The sequence below is a fragment of the Sulfurospirillum halorespirans DSM 13726 genome (genome assembly GCF_001723605.1).
GTDB lineage: Bacteria > Campylobacterota > Campylobacteria > Campylobacterales > Sulfurospirillaceae > Sulfurospirillum > Sulfurospirillum halorespirans.
The window spans coordinates 233,582-249,037 of record NZ_CP017111.1; the positions used below are offsets into that span (position 1 = coordinate 233,582).

16 protein-coding genes are annotated in these 15,456 nt (G+C 42.2%); 13 read left to right on the forward strand and 3 right to left on the reverse strand.

Features of this window, described 5'->3' with window-relative positions; all coding sequences use genetic code 11:
• Positions 1-7 precede the first annotated feature (7 nt).
• From SHALO_RS01180 to SHALO_RS01210, 7 genes are all read left to right on the forward strand, one after another.
• On the forward strand, positions 8-1,042 hold the full coding sequence (locus SHALO_RS01180) for a rod shape-determining protein (RefSeq protein ID WP_037959038.1): 1,035 nt from the start codon (positions 8-10) through the stop codon (positions 1,040-1,042).
• Positions 1,035-1,781, forward strand: a complete 747-nt coding sequence (gene mreC, locus SHALO_RS01185; RefSeq protein ID WP_069477012.1) for a rod shape-determining protein MreC — start codon at positions 1,035-1,037, stop codon at positions 1,779-1,781. Before SHALO_RS01180 ends, mreC begins: the two co-directional genes overlap by 8 nt.
• A 62-nt stretch (positions 1,782-1,843) precedes the next feature.
• Positions 1,844-5,101 (forward strand): carbamoyl-phosphate synthase large subunit, encoded by a 3,258-nt coding sequence (gene carB, locus SHALO_RS01190; protein WP_069477013.1) that lies wholly within the window; start codon positions 1,844-1,846, stop codon positions 5,099-5,101.
• Between the two features lie 5 nt (positions 5,102-5,106).
• Positions 5,107-5,547, forward strand: a complete 441-nt coding sequence (locus SHALO_RS01195) for a Sua5 YciO YrdC YwlC family protein (protein WP_069477014.1) — start codon at positions 5,107-5,109, stop codon at positions 5,545-5,547.
• A 74-nt stretch (positions 5,548-5,621) separates the two neighbouring features.
• The gene (locus SHALO_RS01200) at positions 5,622-5,906 is read left to right on the forward strand and encodes a BrnT family toxin (RefSeq protein WP_084010638.1); all 285 of its coding nucleotides are present in this window, start codon (positions 5,622-5,624) and stop codon (positions 5,904-5,906) included.
• The gene (locus SHALO_RS01205) at positions 5,893-6,120 is read left to right on the forward strand and encodes a BrnA antitoxin family protein (RefSeq protein ID WP_069477015.1); all 228 of its coding nucleotides are present in this window, start codon (positions 5,893-5,895) and stop codon (positions 6,118-6,120) included. Before SHALO_RS01200 ends, SHALO_RS01205 begins: the two co-directional genes overlap by 14 nt.
• 101 nt (positions 6,121-6,221) lie before the next feature.
• Positions 6,222-6,845: a hypothetical protein gene (locus SHALO_RS01210; RefSeq protein WP_069477016.1), complete on the forward strand. Its 624-nt coding sequence runs from the start codon at positions 6,222-6,224 to the stop codon at positions 6,843-6,845.
• Between the two features lie 91 nt (positions 6,846-6,936).
• Here the strand turns inward: SHALO_RS01210 and SHALO_RS01215 are convergent, their stop codons facing one another.
• From SHALO_RS01215 to surE, 3 genes are read right to left on the reverse strand one after another with little or no spacing between them, the layout of a single operon-like run.
• Positions 6,937-7,278 carry a hypothetical protein gene (locus SHALO_RS01215; RefSeq protein ID WP_069477017.1) on the reverse strand — a complete coding sequence of 114 codons (342 nt, stop codon included), beginning with the start codon at positions 7,276-7,278 and terminating at the stop codon, positions 6,937-6,939.
• A 60-nt stretch (positions 7,279-7,338) separates the two neighbouring features.
• Entirely contained in the window at positions 7,339-7,983 is a 645-nt protein-coding gene (locus SHALO_RS01220; protein ID WP_069477018.1) for a tRNA threonylcarbamoyladenosine dehydratase, read from the reverse strand.
• Positions 7,983-8,768 carry a 5'/3'-nucleotidase SurE gene (gene surE, locus SHALO_RS01225; protein WP_069477019.1) on the reverse strand — a complete coding sequence of 262 codons (786 nt, stop codon included), beginning with the start codon at positions 8,766-8,768 and terminating at the stop codon, positions 7,983-7,985. Before surE ends, SHALO_RS01220 begins: the two co-directional genes overlap by 1 nt.
• Positions 8,769-8,869: 101 nt before the next feature.
• On the opposite strand from surE, the gene lpxB reads away from it, so the two are divergent.
• Genes lpxB through SHALO_RS01255 form a run of 6 tightly spaced genes read left to right on the forward strand, consistent with a single transcriptional unit; the run spans position 8,870 to position 15,443 of the window.
• Positions 8,870-9,901 (forward strand): lipid-A-disaccharide synthase, encoded by a 1,032-nt coding sequence (gene lpxB / locus SHALO_RS01230; protein ID WP_069477020.1) that lies wholly within the window; start codon positions 8,870-8,872, stop codon positions 9,899-9,901.
• A 21-nt stretch (positions 9,902-9,922) separates the two neighbouring features.
• On the forward strand, positions 9,923-10,420 hold the full coding sequence (greA, locus tag SHALO_RS01235) for a transcription elongation factor GreA (protein ID WP_069477021.1): 498 nt from the start codon (positions 9,923-9,925) through the stop codon (positions 10,418-10,420).
• Between the two features lies 1 nt (position 10,421).
• Positions 10,422-11,435 carry an N-acetyl-gamma-glutamyl-phosphate reductase gene (gene argC, locus SHALO_RS01240; RefSeq protein ID WP_174543295.1) on the forward strand — a complete coding sequence of 338 codons (1,014 nt, stop codon included), beginning with the start codon at positions 10,422-10,424 and terminating at the stop codon, positions 11,433-11,435.
• On the forward strand, positions 11,425-12,159 hold the full coding sequence (locus SHALO_RS01245) for a UDP-2,3-diacylglucosamine diphosphatase (RefSeq protein WP_069477022.1): 735 nt from the start codon (positions 11,425-11,427) through the stop codon (positions 12,157-12,159). The genes argC and SHALO_RS01245 overlap by 11 nt, the downstream gene beginning before the upstream one ends.
• Entirely contained in the window at positions 12,152-13,102 is a 951-nt protein-coding gene (locus SHALO_RS01250; RefSeq protein ID WP_069477023.1) for a chemotaxis protein, read from the forward strand. The genes SHALO_RS01245 and SHALO_RS01250 overlap by 8 nt, the downstream gene beginning before the upstream one ends.
• Before the next feature lie 10 nt (positions 13,103-13,112).
• Entirely contained in the window at positions 13,113-15,443 is a 2,331-nt protein-coding gene (locus SHALO_RS01255; RefSeq protein WP_069477024.1) for a hybrid sensor histidine kinase/response regulator, read from the forward strand.
• Positions 15,444-15,456 lie beyond the last annotated feature (13 nt).

Here is a 15,456-nt window from a genome sequence, read left to right on the forward strand (position 1 = left end):
TAGAGAGATGATTTTAGACAAGATAATAGGATTTTTCTCAAGTGATATGAGTATCGACCTTGGAACGGCCAATACATTGGTATTGGTCAAAGGTAAAGGTATTATTATCAATGAGCCTTCCGTTGTTGCCGTACAACGCAACCGTTACGGTAAACAAAATATCCTAGCGGTGGGTAAAGAAGCTAAAAATATGGTGGGTAAAACACCAGGTGACATTGAAGCGATTCGTCCGATGCGTGATGGCGTTATTGCTGATTTTGATATGACAGAAAAGATGATTCGTTACTTCATTGAAAAAGCGCACCGAAGAAAAAGCTTTTTACGACCGCGCATCATCATCTGTGTTCCCTATGGCTTGACGCAAGTGGAGCGTAAAGCGGTACGTGAGTCTGCAATGAGTGCGGGTGCGCGTGAAGTTTTCTTGATCGAAGAGCCTATGGCGGCAGCGATTGGCGCAGGACTTCCGGTTCGTGAACCCCAAGGAAGTTTGGTCGTTGACATCGGTGGTGGTACGACCGAAATCGGCGTGGTTTCACTAGGCGGTTTGGTCATTAGTAAATCGATTCGTGTTGCGGGAGATAAGATAGATCTTGCCATCGTGGATTATGTAAAGAAAAAATACAACCTTCTCATTGGTGAGCGAACCGGTGAAGAGATTAAAATCGCGATTGGTACGGCTGTTCCTATGGATGAGCCTATCTCGATGATGGTTAAAGGCCGTGACCAAGTGAGTGGACTTTTAAGCCGTATTGAACTCACCAGTGAAGATGTCAGAGACGCGATTAAAGAGCCACTCAAAGAGATTGCGGACGCGCTTAAAGATGTGCTTGAAGTCATGCCTCCTGATCTTGCGGGCGATATCGTTGAAAATGGTGTTGTTCTCACAGGTGGTGGTGCGTTGATCCGTGGCTTTGATAAATACCTCTCAGACATCGTCAAGTTGCCTGTTTTTGTTGCAGACGAGCCACTGTTAGCGGTTGCAAAAGGTACAGGTAAAGCACTCGAAGAGATCGAACTTTTACAACAATTGTCGAATGAGTAAATTAAAAATTATCATTTTGCTTGGCATCTTTGTGTTTGTATCGTTTCGGTACAGCACGGAGGCTAGGCACATCATAGGTAGCGCGAACACAAAAATTCTTGCTTCCTATGTTGAGATAAAGACCAAAATTCAAGAAAAGATTGATGAGCATTTCTCTCAACAAGAAGAGATACAGCGACTCAAAACTGAAAATCAAACCTTGCAAAAATCAGCCGTTCTTTCGATCGCTTTTGCCAGTAAACTCAACGATATGTTAAAAGAACACAATACCACAGGGTATGATCCTCAGGTGAGGATGGTTCAATCCATTGGGTATACCAATCTGAATGATTATGGCAAAGTGTGGCTGAAATTTGATGAGTTTAATCAAAGCAAGATTTATGGCTTGTTGCAACAAGGGTATGCTGCGGGTATTGTGGTTTCAAACGATGGGCATCCTCAAGGTTTGCTTTTGAGTGACCCCAAAGCTATTTTTGCGGTTTATGTGGGCAATCAAAAGATGCAAGGTGTTGCGCAGGGCAATAGCAAAGAGCTTTTGGTCAAATACATTTCGCAATGGCTTCAACCTCATGTAGGCGATGAGGTCATTACAAGCGGACTCGATACGCTCTTTTTTGAGGGAATTAAAGTGGGCGTGGTCACCGAAGTGATTGAAGAAGAGTCTTCAAAAACAGTGGTTGTCAAACCCTATGCAACACCGCATGTACCGTCGTATATGCACGTGATCGTACGCAACTAGTTTTGAATCCAGAACCTAAAAAGGGGTTGGGTTGAATACTACATGTAGAATAAAGGAAAGAGATGCCAAAACGTCAAGATATTAAAACCATATTATTAATCGGATCAGGTCCTATTGTTATCGGACAGGCATGTGAATTTGACTATTCAGGAACTCAAGCAGCGAAAACGTTAAAAGAACTCGGATACCGAGTGGTACTTGTTAACTCCAATCCCGCAACCATTATGACAGATCCTGAATTTGCAGATCGCACCTATATCGAACCGATTACACCTGAAGTGATCGCACGCATTATCGAAAAAGAGGGCGTTGATGCGGTACTTCCAACGATGGGCGGACAAACTGCGCTCAATGTCGCGATGACGATGCACGAACAAGGAATGCTAGAAGGCATTATCTTTTTAGGTGCCAATCCAGAAGCGATTAAAAAAGGTGAAGACAGACAAGCCTTTAAAGAGGCGATGATAAAAATTGGTATGGATTTACCTATCAGTGCCTATGCGTATAATTTAGAAGAGGCATATGCGGCAGCGGAGAAAATTGGCTTTCCTCTCATCATTCGCGCTTCTTATACCTTAGCAGGTGGCGGTAGTGGTGTGGCGTATAACATCGACGAATTTAAAGAGCTTGCGATGGCAGGAATTGATGCCAGTCCGATTAATGAGATTTTGATCGAAGAGTCACTGCTTGGTTGGAAAGAGTATGAGATGGAAGTTATCCGTGATCGTGCTGATAACTGCATCATCGTCTGTTCCATCGAAAACTTTGACCCGATGGGTGTGCATACGGGAGATTCCATTACGATTGCTCCTGCATTGACTTTGACCGATAAAGAGTACCAACGTATGCGAAATGCCTCGTTTGCGATTCTTCGTGAAATTGGCGTGGATACGGGCGGTAGTAACGTACAATTTTCCATCTGTCCTGAAACAGGACGTATGACCGTTATCGAGATGAACCCACGTGTGAGTCGAAGTTCTGCCCTTGCTTCTAAAGCGACTGGGTATCCAATTGCTAAAGTAGCGACGCTTTTAGCCGTTGGTTTTACCCTCGATGAGATTAAAAATGACATCACAGGAACGGCGGCAAGTTTTGAGCCTGTTATTGACTACATCGTGACAAAAATCCCTCGTTTTACCTTTGAAAAATTCCCATTGGCGGATTCTACACTGACCACTTCGATGAAAAGTGTCGGTGAGGTTATGGCGATTGGTCGAACCTTTAAAGAGTCTTTCCAAAAAGCACTCTGCTCACTTGAGACCAATTTGAGCGGATTTGAAAGTATCAAAGCAGATGAAGACAAACTCAAAAACGAGATCAGAAGACCCAATGCCGATAGAGTTCTTTATGTCGGTGAAGCATTCCGTAGAGGCTATAGCGTGGAAGATATTTTTGCGCTGAGCAAAATCGATCCGTGGTTTTTAAGACAAATCAAAGAGATTATTGATTTTGAAAAAAAGATCGATATGTTTATTCTCAACGATGAAAAACTCTTACGCCAAGCTAAAACAATGGGCTTCTCTGACAAGATGATCGCGAAACTGATCAACAAAGAGGACAATTTAGAGCTCACAACCAATGACATCTATTTTGCACGTAGCAAACTGGGTATCGATTTTGAGTACAACGAGGTCGATACGTGTGCGGCAGAGTTTAAAGCGCTCACACCGTACCTTTACTCAACGACCAATGTGACCAAACTTCCTTTACATGTAAAAGAAGAAGAGACACAGAAAAAAGTGATGATCATCGGTGGTGGTCCTAACCGAATTGGTCAAGGCATCGAGTTTGACTACTGTTGTGTGCACGCGGCGTATGCCCTCAATGATTTAGGTGTTAAAACGATTATGTACAACTGTAACCCTGAAACCGTTTCAACCGACTATGACACGAGCGATATTCTCTACTTTGAACCGATTGATTTTGAACACGTCAGAAGCGTGGTTGAAAAAGAGAATCCAGATGGCGTTATCGTTCATTTTGGTGGTCAAACACCCCTTAAGTTAGCGAAAAAGCTCACCGTGATGGGCGCAAAGATCATCGGTACAACGGCGCGTGTGATTGATATGGCAGAAGATAGAGAGAAATTCTCCAAGTTTATTACAGAAAACAACATCAAACAACCAAACAATGCTACGGCAACGAGTGAAGAAGAGGCGATCGAAAAAGCAAAAGAGATCGGCTATCCCGTCCTTGTTCGCCCAAGTTACGTCTTGGGTGGAAGGGCGATGCGTATCGTTTACAACGAGAGCGAACTTCGCACCTACATGAAAGAAGCGGTGAGCGTGAGCCACAATTCACCTGTTCTTATCGATCAATTCCTTGATCGTGCTATCGAAGTGGATGTCGATGCGATTTGTGATGGTAAAGAAGTCTACATCGGTGGCATTATGCAACATATTGAAGAAGCGGGTATTCACAGTGGCGACAGTGCATGTTCTCTGCCTTCGATTAGCCTCAGCGATGAGATTCTGACCAAAATAGAATCCCAAACCAAACAAATTGCCCTTAACCTTGGCGTTGTTGGTTTGATGAACATTCAATACGCCATCTATCAAGACGATGTCTATATGATCGAAGTTAACCCACGTGCGAGTCGTACGGTTCCATTTGTGAGTAAAGCAACAGGTATGCCGATGGCGAAAATCGCAACACGCGTGATGTACCAAGGTAACCTCAGAGAAGCGCTTGCTTTCTATGATAAATTTGACGTTGTTCGTGAGGGCAATGGCATCTTAAAACCTAAGAAATTTGACCATGTTGCGGTTAAAGAAGCGGTCTTCCCGTTCAACAAACTACAAGGGGCAGACCTCATTTTAGGACCAGAGATGAAGTCAACGGGTGAAGTTATGGGCATTAGCAAAAACTTCCCAGCGTCGTTTGCCAAAAGCCAAATTGCTTCGGCTAACGTGCTTCCCAAAAGTGGTTCTGTCTTTATCTCGTTAGTGGACATCGACAAGTCTTTTGCGAAAGAGATCGGGACTAAATTTGAAGCGCTTGGCTTTAAAGTCATCGCAACAGGTGGTACGCACAAAGCCTTGCAAGAAGCAGGTGTGAACGCAGAGTTTGTCTATAAAATCTCTGAAGGCAGACCAAACATCGAAGATAAACTCAAAAATGGTGACATCGCGCTTGTGATTAACACGAGTGATGCCAAATCAAGCAAAGACGATGCAAAGAAAATTCGCCAAGCCGTTCTTCGCTTTAAAATTCCTTACTTTACCACCGTTGCTGCAGCCGCAGCCGCAGCGACAGCGATAGAGTACATTCAAGACAAAAGCGCGCTTGAGCCACGTGCTTTACAAGATTATCTAAACTAAAACCCATGAACCCCGACCTTGTTTATCTAGCCCAAACAGAGACAACGGTGGGGTTTCTCTCCCAAAATGCTGAGGCACTTGCTCGCATCAAAAATCGCCCAAGCGGTAAATCATTTCTCATCAGTGTCGATTCGCTGGGCACACTTCGTAGTTTTACCCGAGTTCCAAAACGCCATAAAAAAAGTGTTCGTAAATCCCAAAAAACAACCTTTGCCTATCCGTGTGGTCTAGCGATTCGTGTGGTCAAAGATGCAGAGCATTCGCAGTTTTTGAAAAAAATTAAATGGAGTTATTCCACTTCGTCCAATCCCAGTGGAAAGGGCTTTGATGAAGTTTATGCGCAAGAGAAAGCCGATGTTATACTCTTTACATGTAAAGGTTTTTTTGAGTCCAAACCTTCTTCGATTTTAAGGCTTGGAAAAAGAAAAATGAGAAAATTACGGTAATATTCTTCTAAATAAATATTGACAATGTACATACAAAATAGCTATACTTTTTGAAATAATCATGGAGAAGAAATGTGAAATTTGAGTGGAGTCAAGAGAAAAGTGCTTTAAATATGCAAAAACACGATGTGAGTTTTGAAGAGGCACGAGAGGTTTTTGATGACCCTTTTCATATTTCTACGCTTGATGTTCGCTTTGACTATTGTGAAGAGCGTTGGATAACGCTTGGCGCCACTTTAAAAGAGAAAATTTTAGTCGTTGCCAATATGTTTTTTGATGAGCATGGTGAAGAGATTGTTCGCATCATCAGTGCAAGATATGCAAATAAAATCGAAAAGGAATTTTATGAAAACCATTGAAGAGCGAGAAAAATTCGATACATACGAACTTGAAGATTCTTATGATTTTAAAGATGGTGTCAGAGGACGCTTTTATGAGCCTAAAAAAATCCCGACAACATTGAGACTCGATAATGACATTATTCTTTATTTCAAGAAAAAAGCAAGTGAACAAAAGGTCTCTTACCAGTCACTTATCAACGCCTATTTACGAAAAGAGATTGGCGCTTTATAGATCATTTTAAACTTCAATACAGGGCTTGATAAGGTCTTTATTGAAGCAAAAGCCTCTTTACATGTAAAGACGTTAAAAAAGAAAATGAGGAAATTACGGTCATGAATCTGCAAAAGCTCAAAGAGGCAGAAGCCTATTTTTTGGAACTTTACCCACAAGGTTTTGAAGATGTAGGACTTTTGCCCATCATCAAAAGACACAATACCGCCAAAATTGGCGAGCAAGTCCGTGAGCTGATTGCCAAAGAGAACTTCACACAGCCCGACATCATCTGCGAAAATTTCACCAAAATCGTCTCCAAATCAACCCTCATATCACTCTTTGAAAAACCAAAAGTAAGAGACATGATTAAGTCGATGCGCATGGAGCGAAGAGATATGTTCGCTATTGGTCTGTATGAAATGCTTTATGGTGACAAAAAAGAGGGATTTGAAACAATGGTAGAGGTGCTCTCGTTTTATAGTTTGGCAAAATGGTCTATCGTAACGCTTATACCCTATTATTTCTACCGAGACAAAGAGTTTTTCATCAAGCCTACAACCACCAAAAATATCCTCTCTTTTTTTGAGATAGAAGGTTTAGTTTATAAGCCAAAACCGAGTTATGAATTTTACGTGCAGTATACAAAAGTTTTAGAGAGTATGAGAGCAGAAGTCAGTAAGAAGATAAGTCCTAATGATAATGCTGGTTTTACAGGCTTTTTGATGATGGCTATGGAAGAGTAGTCAAGTTTCGAACAAGGTTTTAATCTTTACATGTAAAGATTAAATGGGTGAAAAGTTAAAAGTTTAGCTCCCGTATTCCATGTTCCAATAACTAAATTTTGTTTTTATGATTTTCTTCCCAAAGCCCTTGTCTACGAGAATATGATATTTTGAAGATAAGAAATATACTTATTGCCCAAAAAAGAGTAACTAAGTTCGAGAATGAAGAATCAAGATGATGATTAATTAGTTGATGAATTTCTTCTTGATTGATAGAATTTTTGAGAGCTTTATCGAAAGGGTAATCTAAAATAAATCCGATTGGTATCCCTAAAATGGAAAGTACAAACCATATCGTTTTTTCAGTAGAAGTGATATATTTAGCAAGCACAATTTTACTAATAAGAATAATATTAATTGCTAAAACAAATATAAGCGCTAAAAAAAGACCCATCTTGAACCTCCTTAATATTTAATTGCAGAGTAAACTGCAATTTATATTATCATAGATAGTCTACATCTTCCCCGTAATCTTCCGAATTGCCAACGAAGCAAGCGTCAAACCAAACGAAGCGGTGACACACATCAAACTTCCCATCTCTTTACAAATCGGCTTTTCATCCGAAAAGACGGTTAAAAATGTGCCTTGAAACCCCGTTTTCTTAAGCCCATCTCTAAAGCCCTTTGCCAGCATATCGCCATAGGTGTCCCAAATAGGAGCGTAGTGGATTTTGGTTGGGTCAATTTTTTTCGCACCACCCGCGGAACTTAAAAGTTTGGTGTGGGCTTTGTGCGCCACGGCGATTTTCGCTTCCATATCATCGATCGCGTCAATGACGATGTCGTAAGGCTCAAAGTCAAAATTCTGTACCCATTCAGGCGTTACTTTTGCCACAATGGGCGTTACCCCTTTATAGAGGCTTGCCATGTGCAAGACTTTCACTTCTCCTACCGCTTCAGAACCTAGTTGTCTGTTTTGGTTGGTGACATCGTAGGTATCAAAATCAACGATGGTGATGTCACTGATACCTGTGCGATACATTGCATCTAAACACGGACTTCCCACGCCACCAATGCCTAAAAGAAGGATTTTGGCGTTTTGTAGTTTTTCAAAGTCGTCGCCAAAAACACGTCTGACACGAGAATAACGATCTTCCATTATTTTATCCACTCTTTTAATGTTTCGAGTTCATCGTGTGCGGTCATATCGAGTTTTATAGGTGTGATGGAGACATAGCCTTCATCAATGGCGCTGAGGTCACAGTCATCTGTTACGCCTTTTTTCCACTCCAGCGTATGAACGCCCAGCCAGTAATACTCTTCACCTCGAGGGTTTCGGTGCAGATGCGCGTCATTGCCGTACATTCTATAGCCTGCACGTGTGATTTTGTAGCCTTTGCACTCTTCGGGTTTAAGAGGAGGAATATTGACATTTAAAAAGCGACGCTCTGCAAGAGGAAACGTGCCGTCTAAAATGCGTTTGGCAAGGTCGTACACGGTTTGCTCTGCAAGATCATAGCCGTGGGTGAGCTCGATGTTTTGAGGACCGCCTGTGTAGACTTGAGAGATGGCAATAGAGGGAACACCATGAAGGGCTGCTTCCATTGCCGCACTGGCTGTGCCACTGTACGTGATGTCTTCGCCTAAATTGGAGCCTTTATTGATGCCACTTACGATCAAATCAGGTTTTGACTCTCCCTCAAAAAGAGCGTTCAAGGAGAGATAGATACAATCCGTGGGCGTGCCATCATCGAGTTTAAAAAAGTCATCGCCAATCGCAACAAAGCGAAGCGGACGCGTGAGCGTAAGTGAGTGTCCGCAAGCAGATTTCTCAGAAGTGGGGGCTACAATGGTTACTTGTCCTAAAGGACGAAGTGCGCGAGCAAGCGCGTGAAGTCCAGCGCTTTCAAAGCCATCATCATTGGTAATTAAAATACGTTTCATTGAAAATGCCTACTTTTTTTAAAACATTATAACGAAAGAGGCTTACACTTTTAAGAGATTTTTGTATAGACTTCGTTTAATAGAATGTAAAAGGTGCTATTTTGAAATTACTTGTCTCCGCCCTAGAACCATCCGCCAATTTACACTTGGAACCCATTTTAAACGCTCTTGAGCAGTGCGAAATTTATGGCATTTTTGATGAGCGTTTTGGAAAACCTTTGATGCCCAGTCGTGCTTTTTCGATTATGGGGTTTTTAGATGCTTTGCCAAAAATTCGCAAAGCTAAAAAGGCGATTAAGATTATGGCGCGTATGAGTTTTTTTGTGGACAAAGTGCTGCTCATAGACTCACCAGCGTTTAATCTTCCGCTTGCCAAGGCGATTAAAACGATCAATCCCAATGTCGAAATCATTTATTATATTTTGCCAAAAGTGTGGGCTTGGAAACCCAAACGTGTCGCAGCGATGGAGAAATACTGCACCGTTTTAGCCTCCATTTTTCCGTTTGAACAGCAGTTTTACACGAAAGCCGTTTATGTGGGCAATCCATTGCTCGATGAGATTCCTCTGTTTAAATTGCGCTATGAAGAGACGGGGATTGTTTCTTTTTTTCCAGGGAGTCGCAAGAGTGAGATTCGCAGTCTTTTTCCGATTTATAAGGAGTTGGCTTCTAAAATCGAGGGCAAAGAGAAATGGCTGGTGATTCCTGCACATTATGATTACCGTGAAATTGCAGAGATTTATGGCGATATTCATGACTTTAAAATTTGTCGCAACACGTATGAGGCGTTGGAGCAAAGTGAATTTGCGTTTGTCTGTTCAGGCACGGCGACGCTTGAAGCAGCACTCGTAGGGGTTCCATTTGTCTTGGCATATAAGGCCAAAGCGCTGGATTATTGGATCGCGAAGCAGTTTGTGAAGCTGAAACATGTGGGACTGGCGAATATCATTTTCGACTTTGAAAACAAAGAACCATTGCATGAGGAACTGTTGCAAGAAGAGGTGTATGCGCAACGTCTGTTTGAGGCGTATGAGAGTGTGGACAGAGAAGCATTTTTTAGCCGTATCACCGAGCTTAGGAAGATATTGGGGCATGGAAGTCAAGAGGCAATGATAAGCATAATGAAGGTATAATAGAAGAGATAAGGAGTAATAATGAGCAATGCAAAAGAACCTATGACCGAATACGGTTACAAAAAATTAATGAATGAACTGAATGATCTTAAAAAAAAGCAACGACCTGAAACGGTTATTGAGCTTGATATTGCAAGAAGCCACGGCGACTTAAAAGAAAATGCGGAATACCACGCCGCGAAAGAGCGTTTAGCGTTTATTGATGGGCGTATTGGGGAGCTTAGCGATCTTGTATCGCGCGCGCAAGTGATTGACCCAACCACGTATGAACATGAGAAAATTCGCTTTGGTTCGACCATTATGTTGGAAAATTTAGAGACCAACGAAGAGGTGACGTACACCATTGTGGGAAGTACGGAGAGCAATCCGGACCGTGGGCTCATTTCATACTACTCCCCTTTAGCGATTCAATTAATGGGGCGAGGGGAAGGCGAAGAGGTGACCATCAAACTGCCTTCAGGCAAACAAGTGTATGAGGTTTTAGAAGTCGCATACCGTGAGATCAATTTCGAGGGATAACATGGCAAAAATAGACGTAGCCATCATCGGCGCAAGCGGTTATACAGGGCTAGAGCTGATTAAAATTTTGATTAACCATCCCCATTTTAACATTAGCTATATCGCAACCACAGAAGGTGGCATGAAAGCGAGCGAATTGCATCCAAGTCTACTGGGTGTTTTTGAGCAAGAGGTTTTAAAAGCCGATGCTTCAGAAGTCGCTAAACATGCCAAGCTTGCTTTTTTAGCGCTTCCGCACAAAGCGGCGATGGGGTTTGCGAAGGAGCTTTTGGATTTACATGTAAAGGTGGTTGACCTTTCCGCGGATTATCGTTTGGAACTTGAAGCCTATGAGAAACATTACTGCGAGCATGAAGATAAAGAGCATTTAAAAGAGGCAGTGTATGGGCTTCCTGAGATCAATCGTGCGAAGATTAAAGAGGCGAATTTGATTGCCAACCCAGGATGTTATCCGACTGCTTCGATTTTGGGAATTTTGCCGTTTTTGAATTATCTTAAAAAAGATGCGCCGATTTTTATTGATGCGAAAAGTGGCGTTTCTGGTGCGGGTAAAAAACCTAGTGCGACAGCGCATTTTGTCACCATCAATGAAAATATCTTTGCGTACAATCCGCTCAAACATCGCCATGAGCCAGAGATCGCTGAAAAGCTTCGACTGGTGAGCGGACATCCGTTTGAAGTGAATTTTGTACCGCATTTATTGCCTGTGAGTCGTGGTATGTTGGTGAGCTCGTATTTACAAACGAATGAGCTTATTGACGCGAAAGCCGTGCTTCAGGATTTTTATAAAAATGAACGTTTTGTGCGTATTCGCGAAGTGCCTGTCGATATTAAGTCAACCGCTGGAACGAACTTTTGCGATATTTTTGTAAGCCAAAAAGGCAAATCTATTTTTGTTTCATCGAGCATCGATAACCTTTTGCGCGGCGCTTCCTCTCAAGCAGTGGTCAATGCCAATTTGATGTGCGGCTTTGAAGAGTCTGCAGGAATTCCTATTATCGCCTATGTCCCCTAATCTTATCATTCAAGAAGGAGCGCTTTTTATTGCCGATGCGCATGATTCAAGTGATCGCTCTTTCTTCTTTGATTTTCTTTTACATGTAAAGCAAAATCCTCCACCCCAACTCTTTTTAATGGGCGATATGTTCGACCTTTTGGTGGGCAGTGTTGCGCATGGGGTTCAACAGTACCAACGCTATATTGATCTGATTGAGGAGCTTGGAAAAAGCTGTGAAGTTTACTATTTTGAGGGCAACCACGACTTTGATCTCTCCAAACTCTTTAACCATGTAAAGGTGATTCCCATTGAGGAACAACCGCTTACATGTAAACTTCCCAGTGGCAAAACCTGCTTGTTGTTACACGGCGATAAGTATGGAACGCTTCTTAATCGCACGTATACCAAAATCATCCGCAATCAAAGTGTCTTAAAAATCCTTAATTATATTGATAAAAGAACAGACGCTTCAATCTCAAAAAAGATCCAAAACGATCAACACACGAAAAAATTGTGCAAGACCATCGAGCATTTTGCAACGCAAATACAACGCAAGCTTCATTTCTACCCCAAAACGGACGTTATTGCAGAGGGACATTACCATCAGAATGTCGATTTTATGGTCTCTGGCGTGCATTATGTAAATTTTTCTTCTTTTGCGTGCAATCAAAGTTACTTTAGTGTACAATCTTCCTCAGAGACAGAATTTGCGCAAAAGCAACTAAGGGGCTGCAATGGCTAAAGAGAGTATTTTGAAAGTAGGCTCTAATGAAATGGAGCTGGTGGACTTCCGTATTTTTAAAAAGGAAGAAAACGGCGTGTATGAGGGAATTTACGGTGTGAACGTTGCCAAAGTGCGCGAGATCATCAAAATCCCTAATTTAACAGAACTTCCAGGCGTTCCTGATTATATCGAGGGGATTTTTGACCTTCGTGGTATCGTGATTCCTGTGGTGAATCTTGCAAAATGGATGAACATTAAAGAGCCGGATGATGGATCGATTAAACCTCGTATTATCATTACGGAGTTTAGCGACATTTTGATCGGATTTGTGGTTCATGAAGCCAAACGCATTCGTCGTATCAGCTGGAAAGATATTGAGCCAGCATCGTTTGTTGCGGGCATGGGTTCACTCGATAAGAGTCAGATTACAGGTGTAACGCGTATTGAAAATGACGATGTACTTTTGATCTTAGATCTTGAGAGCGTGGTTCAAGCACTGGGCATTTATCAACCGAAAATGGATATTAACGATGACCAAATTCTTAAAGTAGAAGGCACCGCACTCATTTTGGATGACAGTATGACGGCTCGAAAGCTTGTCAGCGATGCGCTTAAAAAGATGGGCATGCGTGTGGTTGAAGCCAAAGATGGAATGGAAGGGATGCAAAGACTCAATGAGCTTTACGCAACCTACGGTGATCGTTTAACCGATGAGGTCAAAATTATTATCAGCGATGTCGAGATGCCTCAAATGGATGGATTTCACTTTGCAGCCAATGTGAAAGAGGATGCCAGATTTAAAACTATTCCGATCGTTTTTAACTCTTCAATTAGCGATCATTTTAGCGAGATCAGAGGCAAAGAGGCGGGCGGTGAAGCCTACTTAACGAAGTTTGATGCAGGAATTTTCTACAAGGAAGTCTCAAAAGTCATCAAATCACACGTGAAAACAGCACAATAGGGGTAGAACGATGGAAGATATTCAAGAAATTTTAGAAGATTTTTTGGTTGAAGCGTTCGAACTTATTGAACAACTTGATCAAAACTTAGTGGAGCTTGAGTCCAATCCCGATGATTTGGAACTGCTCAACAGTATTTTTAGGGTCGCACATACGATTAAAGGATCATCATCCTTTTTAAATTTTGACATTTTAACAGGTCTCACACACCACATGGAAGATGTTTTAAATAAAGCACGCCATGGTGATCTGAAACTCACACCTGAGGTTATGGATGTGGTTTTGGAGTCCATTGATTTGATGAAAAGCTTGCTTCATGCGATTCGTGACAGTGGCAATGACACTTCAGCGGGGATTGATATTACCGATATTTGCCGTCGTTTAGACATTATTTCTAATGGTGAACCTGTCGCAAATGTTCTCGTAGCCGCCGCAGAAGTGGATGAGTCTCCAACTCCTACGTATGAAGATGATAACACAGACTACTCCAAACTAAGCGACAAAGAGGTAGAAGACGAAATTGAACGTCTTTTAAAAATGCGTAAAGAAGAAGACCGCAAACGTAAAGAGAATACCAGTGCTGCTAAAGCGGCTGCTGTGCCTACGCCATCGTTTGAGAGTTTGAAAGACAGCGATGAAGAAGTAGCACCAAAAGCGGCTGAACCTGTTGTCGCAAAACGCGCTTCAGCTGAAGCCAATGCACCGGCTCAAAAAGAGTCAGCCAGTACAATGGAGCAAACCATTCGCGTTGAGGTGAAACGACTGGATCACCTAATGAACCTTATTGGTGAGCTTGTTTTGGGTAAAAACAGACTTTTAAAAATTTACGATGACGTGGAAGAGCGCTATGAGGGTGAGAAATTTTTAGAAGAGCTGAACCAAGTGGTTTCATCGATTTCACTTGTCACAACCGATCTTCAAATTGCGGTTATGAAAACCAGAATGCTTCCGATTGCAAAAGTCTTCAACAAATTCCCAAGAATGGTAAGAGACCTCTCTCGTGAACTTGGAAAACAGATCGAACTTGAAATTTCAGGTGAAGAGACCGAGCTTGATAAGTCTATCGTTGAAGAGATTGGCGATCCACTCGTACATATTATTCGTAACTCATGCGATCATGGGATTGAAGATGGTGCGACCAGACGAGCTCAAGGTAAACCAGAAATGGGACTCATTCAGCTAAAAGCGTATAATGAGGGCAATCACATTGTTATTGAGATTACCGATGATGGTAAAGGGCTTGATCCAGATATTTTACGTGCAAAAGCGGTTGAAAAAGGCATGATTACTGAGAGAGAAGCGGACGCTATGAATGATAAAGAGGCGTTTGCATTGATCTTTAGACCATCCCTCTCAACGGCAAAAGTCGTTACGAACGTTTCAGGTCGTGGTGTGGGAATGGACGTTGTTAAAACCAACATCGAAAAACTCAACGGTATCATTGATGTCGACAGCGAAGTCGGTCATGGTACGGTGATTAAACTCAAAATTCCTCTTACTTTAGCGATTATTCAAGCCTTGCTTGTCGGTGCGCAAGAGGAGTACTATGCGATTCCTTTGGCGTCTGTTTTAGAGACGGTTCGTATACCATTGGATGAGATTTATACGATTGAAGGCAAAAATGTTTTAAGACTTCGTGATGAAGTGCTCTCTTTGGTTCGCCTCTCAGACATCTTTGGTGTCAAACAGGTGTATGAAGGTGGCGAACACACCTATGTCGTTGTCATCGGACTTGCAGAGTCCAAACTGGGCGTTGTTGTTGATACCCTTGTTGGGCAAGAAGAGATTGTTATTAAATCTTTGGGTGATTATCTCCAAGGGATTGAAGGCATCGCGGGTGCTACGATTCGAGGCGATGGACGTGTGACGTTGATCGTCGATGTTGCTGCTCTTATGAATCTTGCAAAAGGCATCACGGTTGATATTCGTGCGAGTGCAGAAACCGTTGTGAAGACCAAAACAGTACCAAGCGACTACATCGTTTTAGCAGTCGATGATAGTGCGATGGATCGTAACATCATGAAAAAATCGATGGAGCCTATTGGGGTTAAAGTGCTTGAAGCCAGTAACGGTCAAGAAGCGCTTAACATGCTCAAATCGGCTGAATACAGCATCGATGCGGTTTTGATTGATATTGAGATGCCGCGCATGGATGGATACACGTTAGCGGGCGAGATTCGTAAATACTCGAAGTACAAAAACCTTCCACTCATTGCAGTAACATCTCGTACGTCTAAATCAGACAGACTTAGAGGCGTTGAATCAGGTATGAGTGAATACATCACCAAGCCATACTCTCCCGAATATCTCGAGAGTGTTGTGCGAAAAAATATAAAACTATAAGTGGGGCAAAACG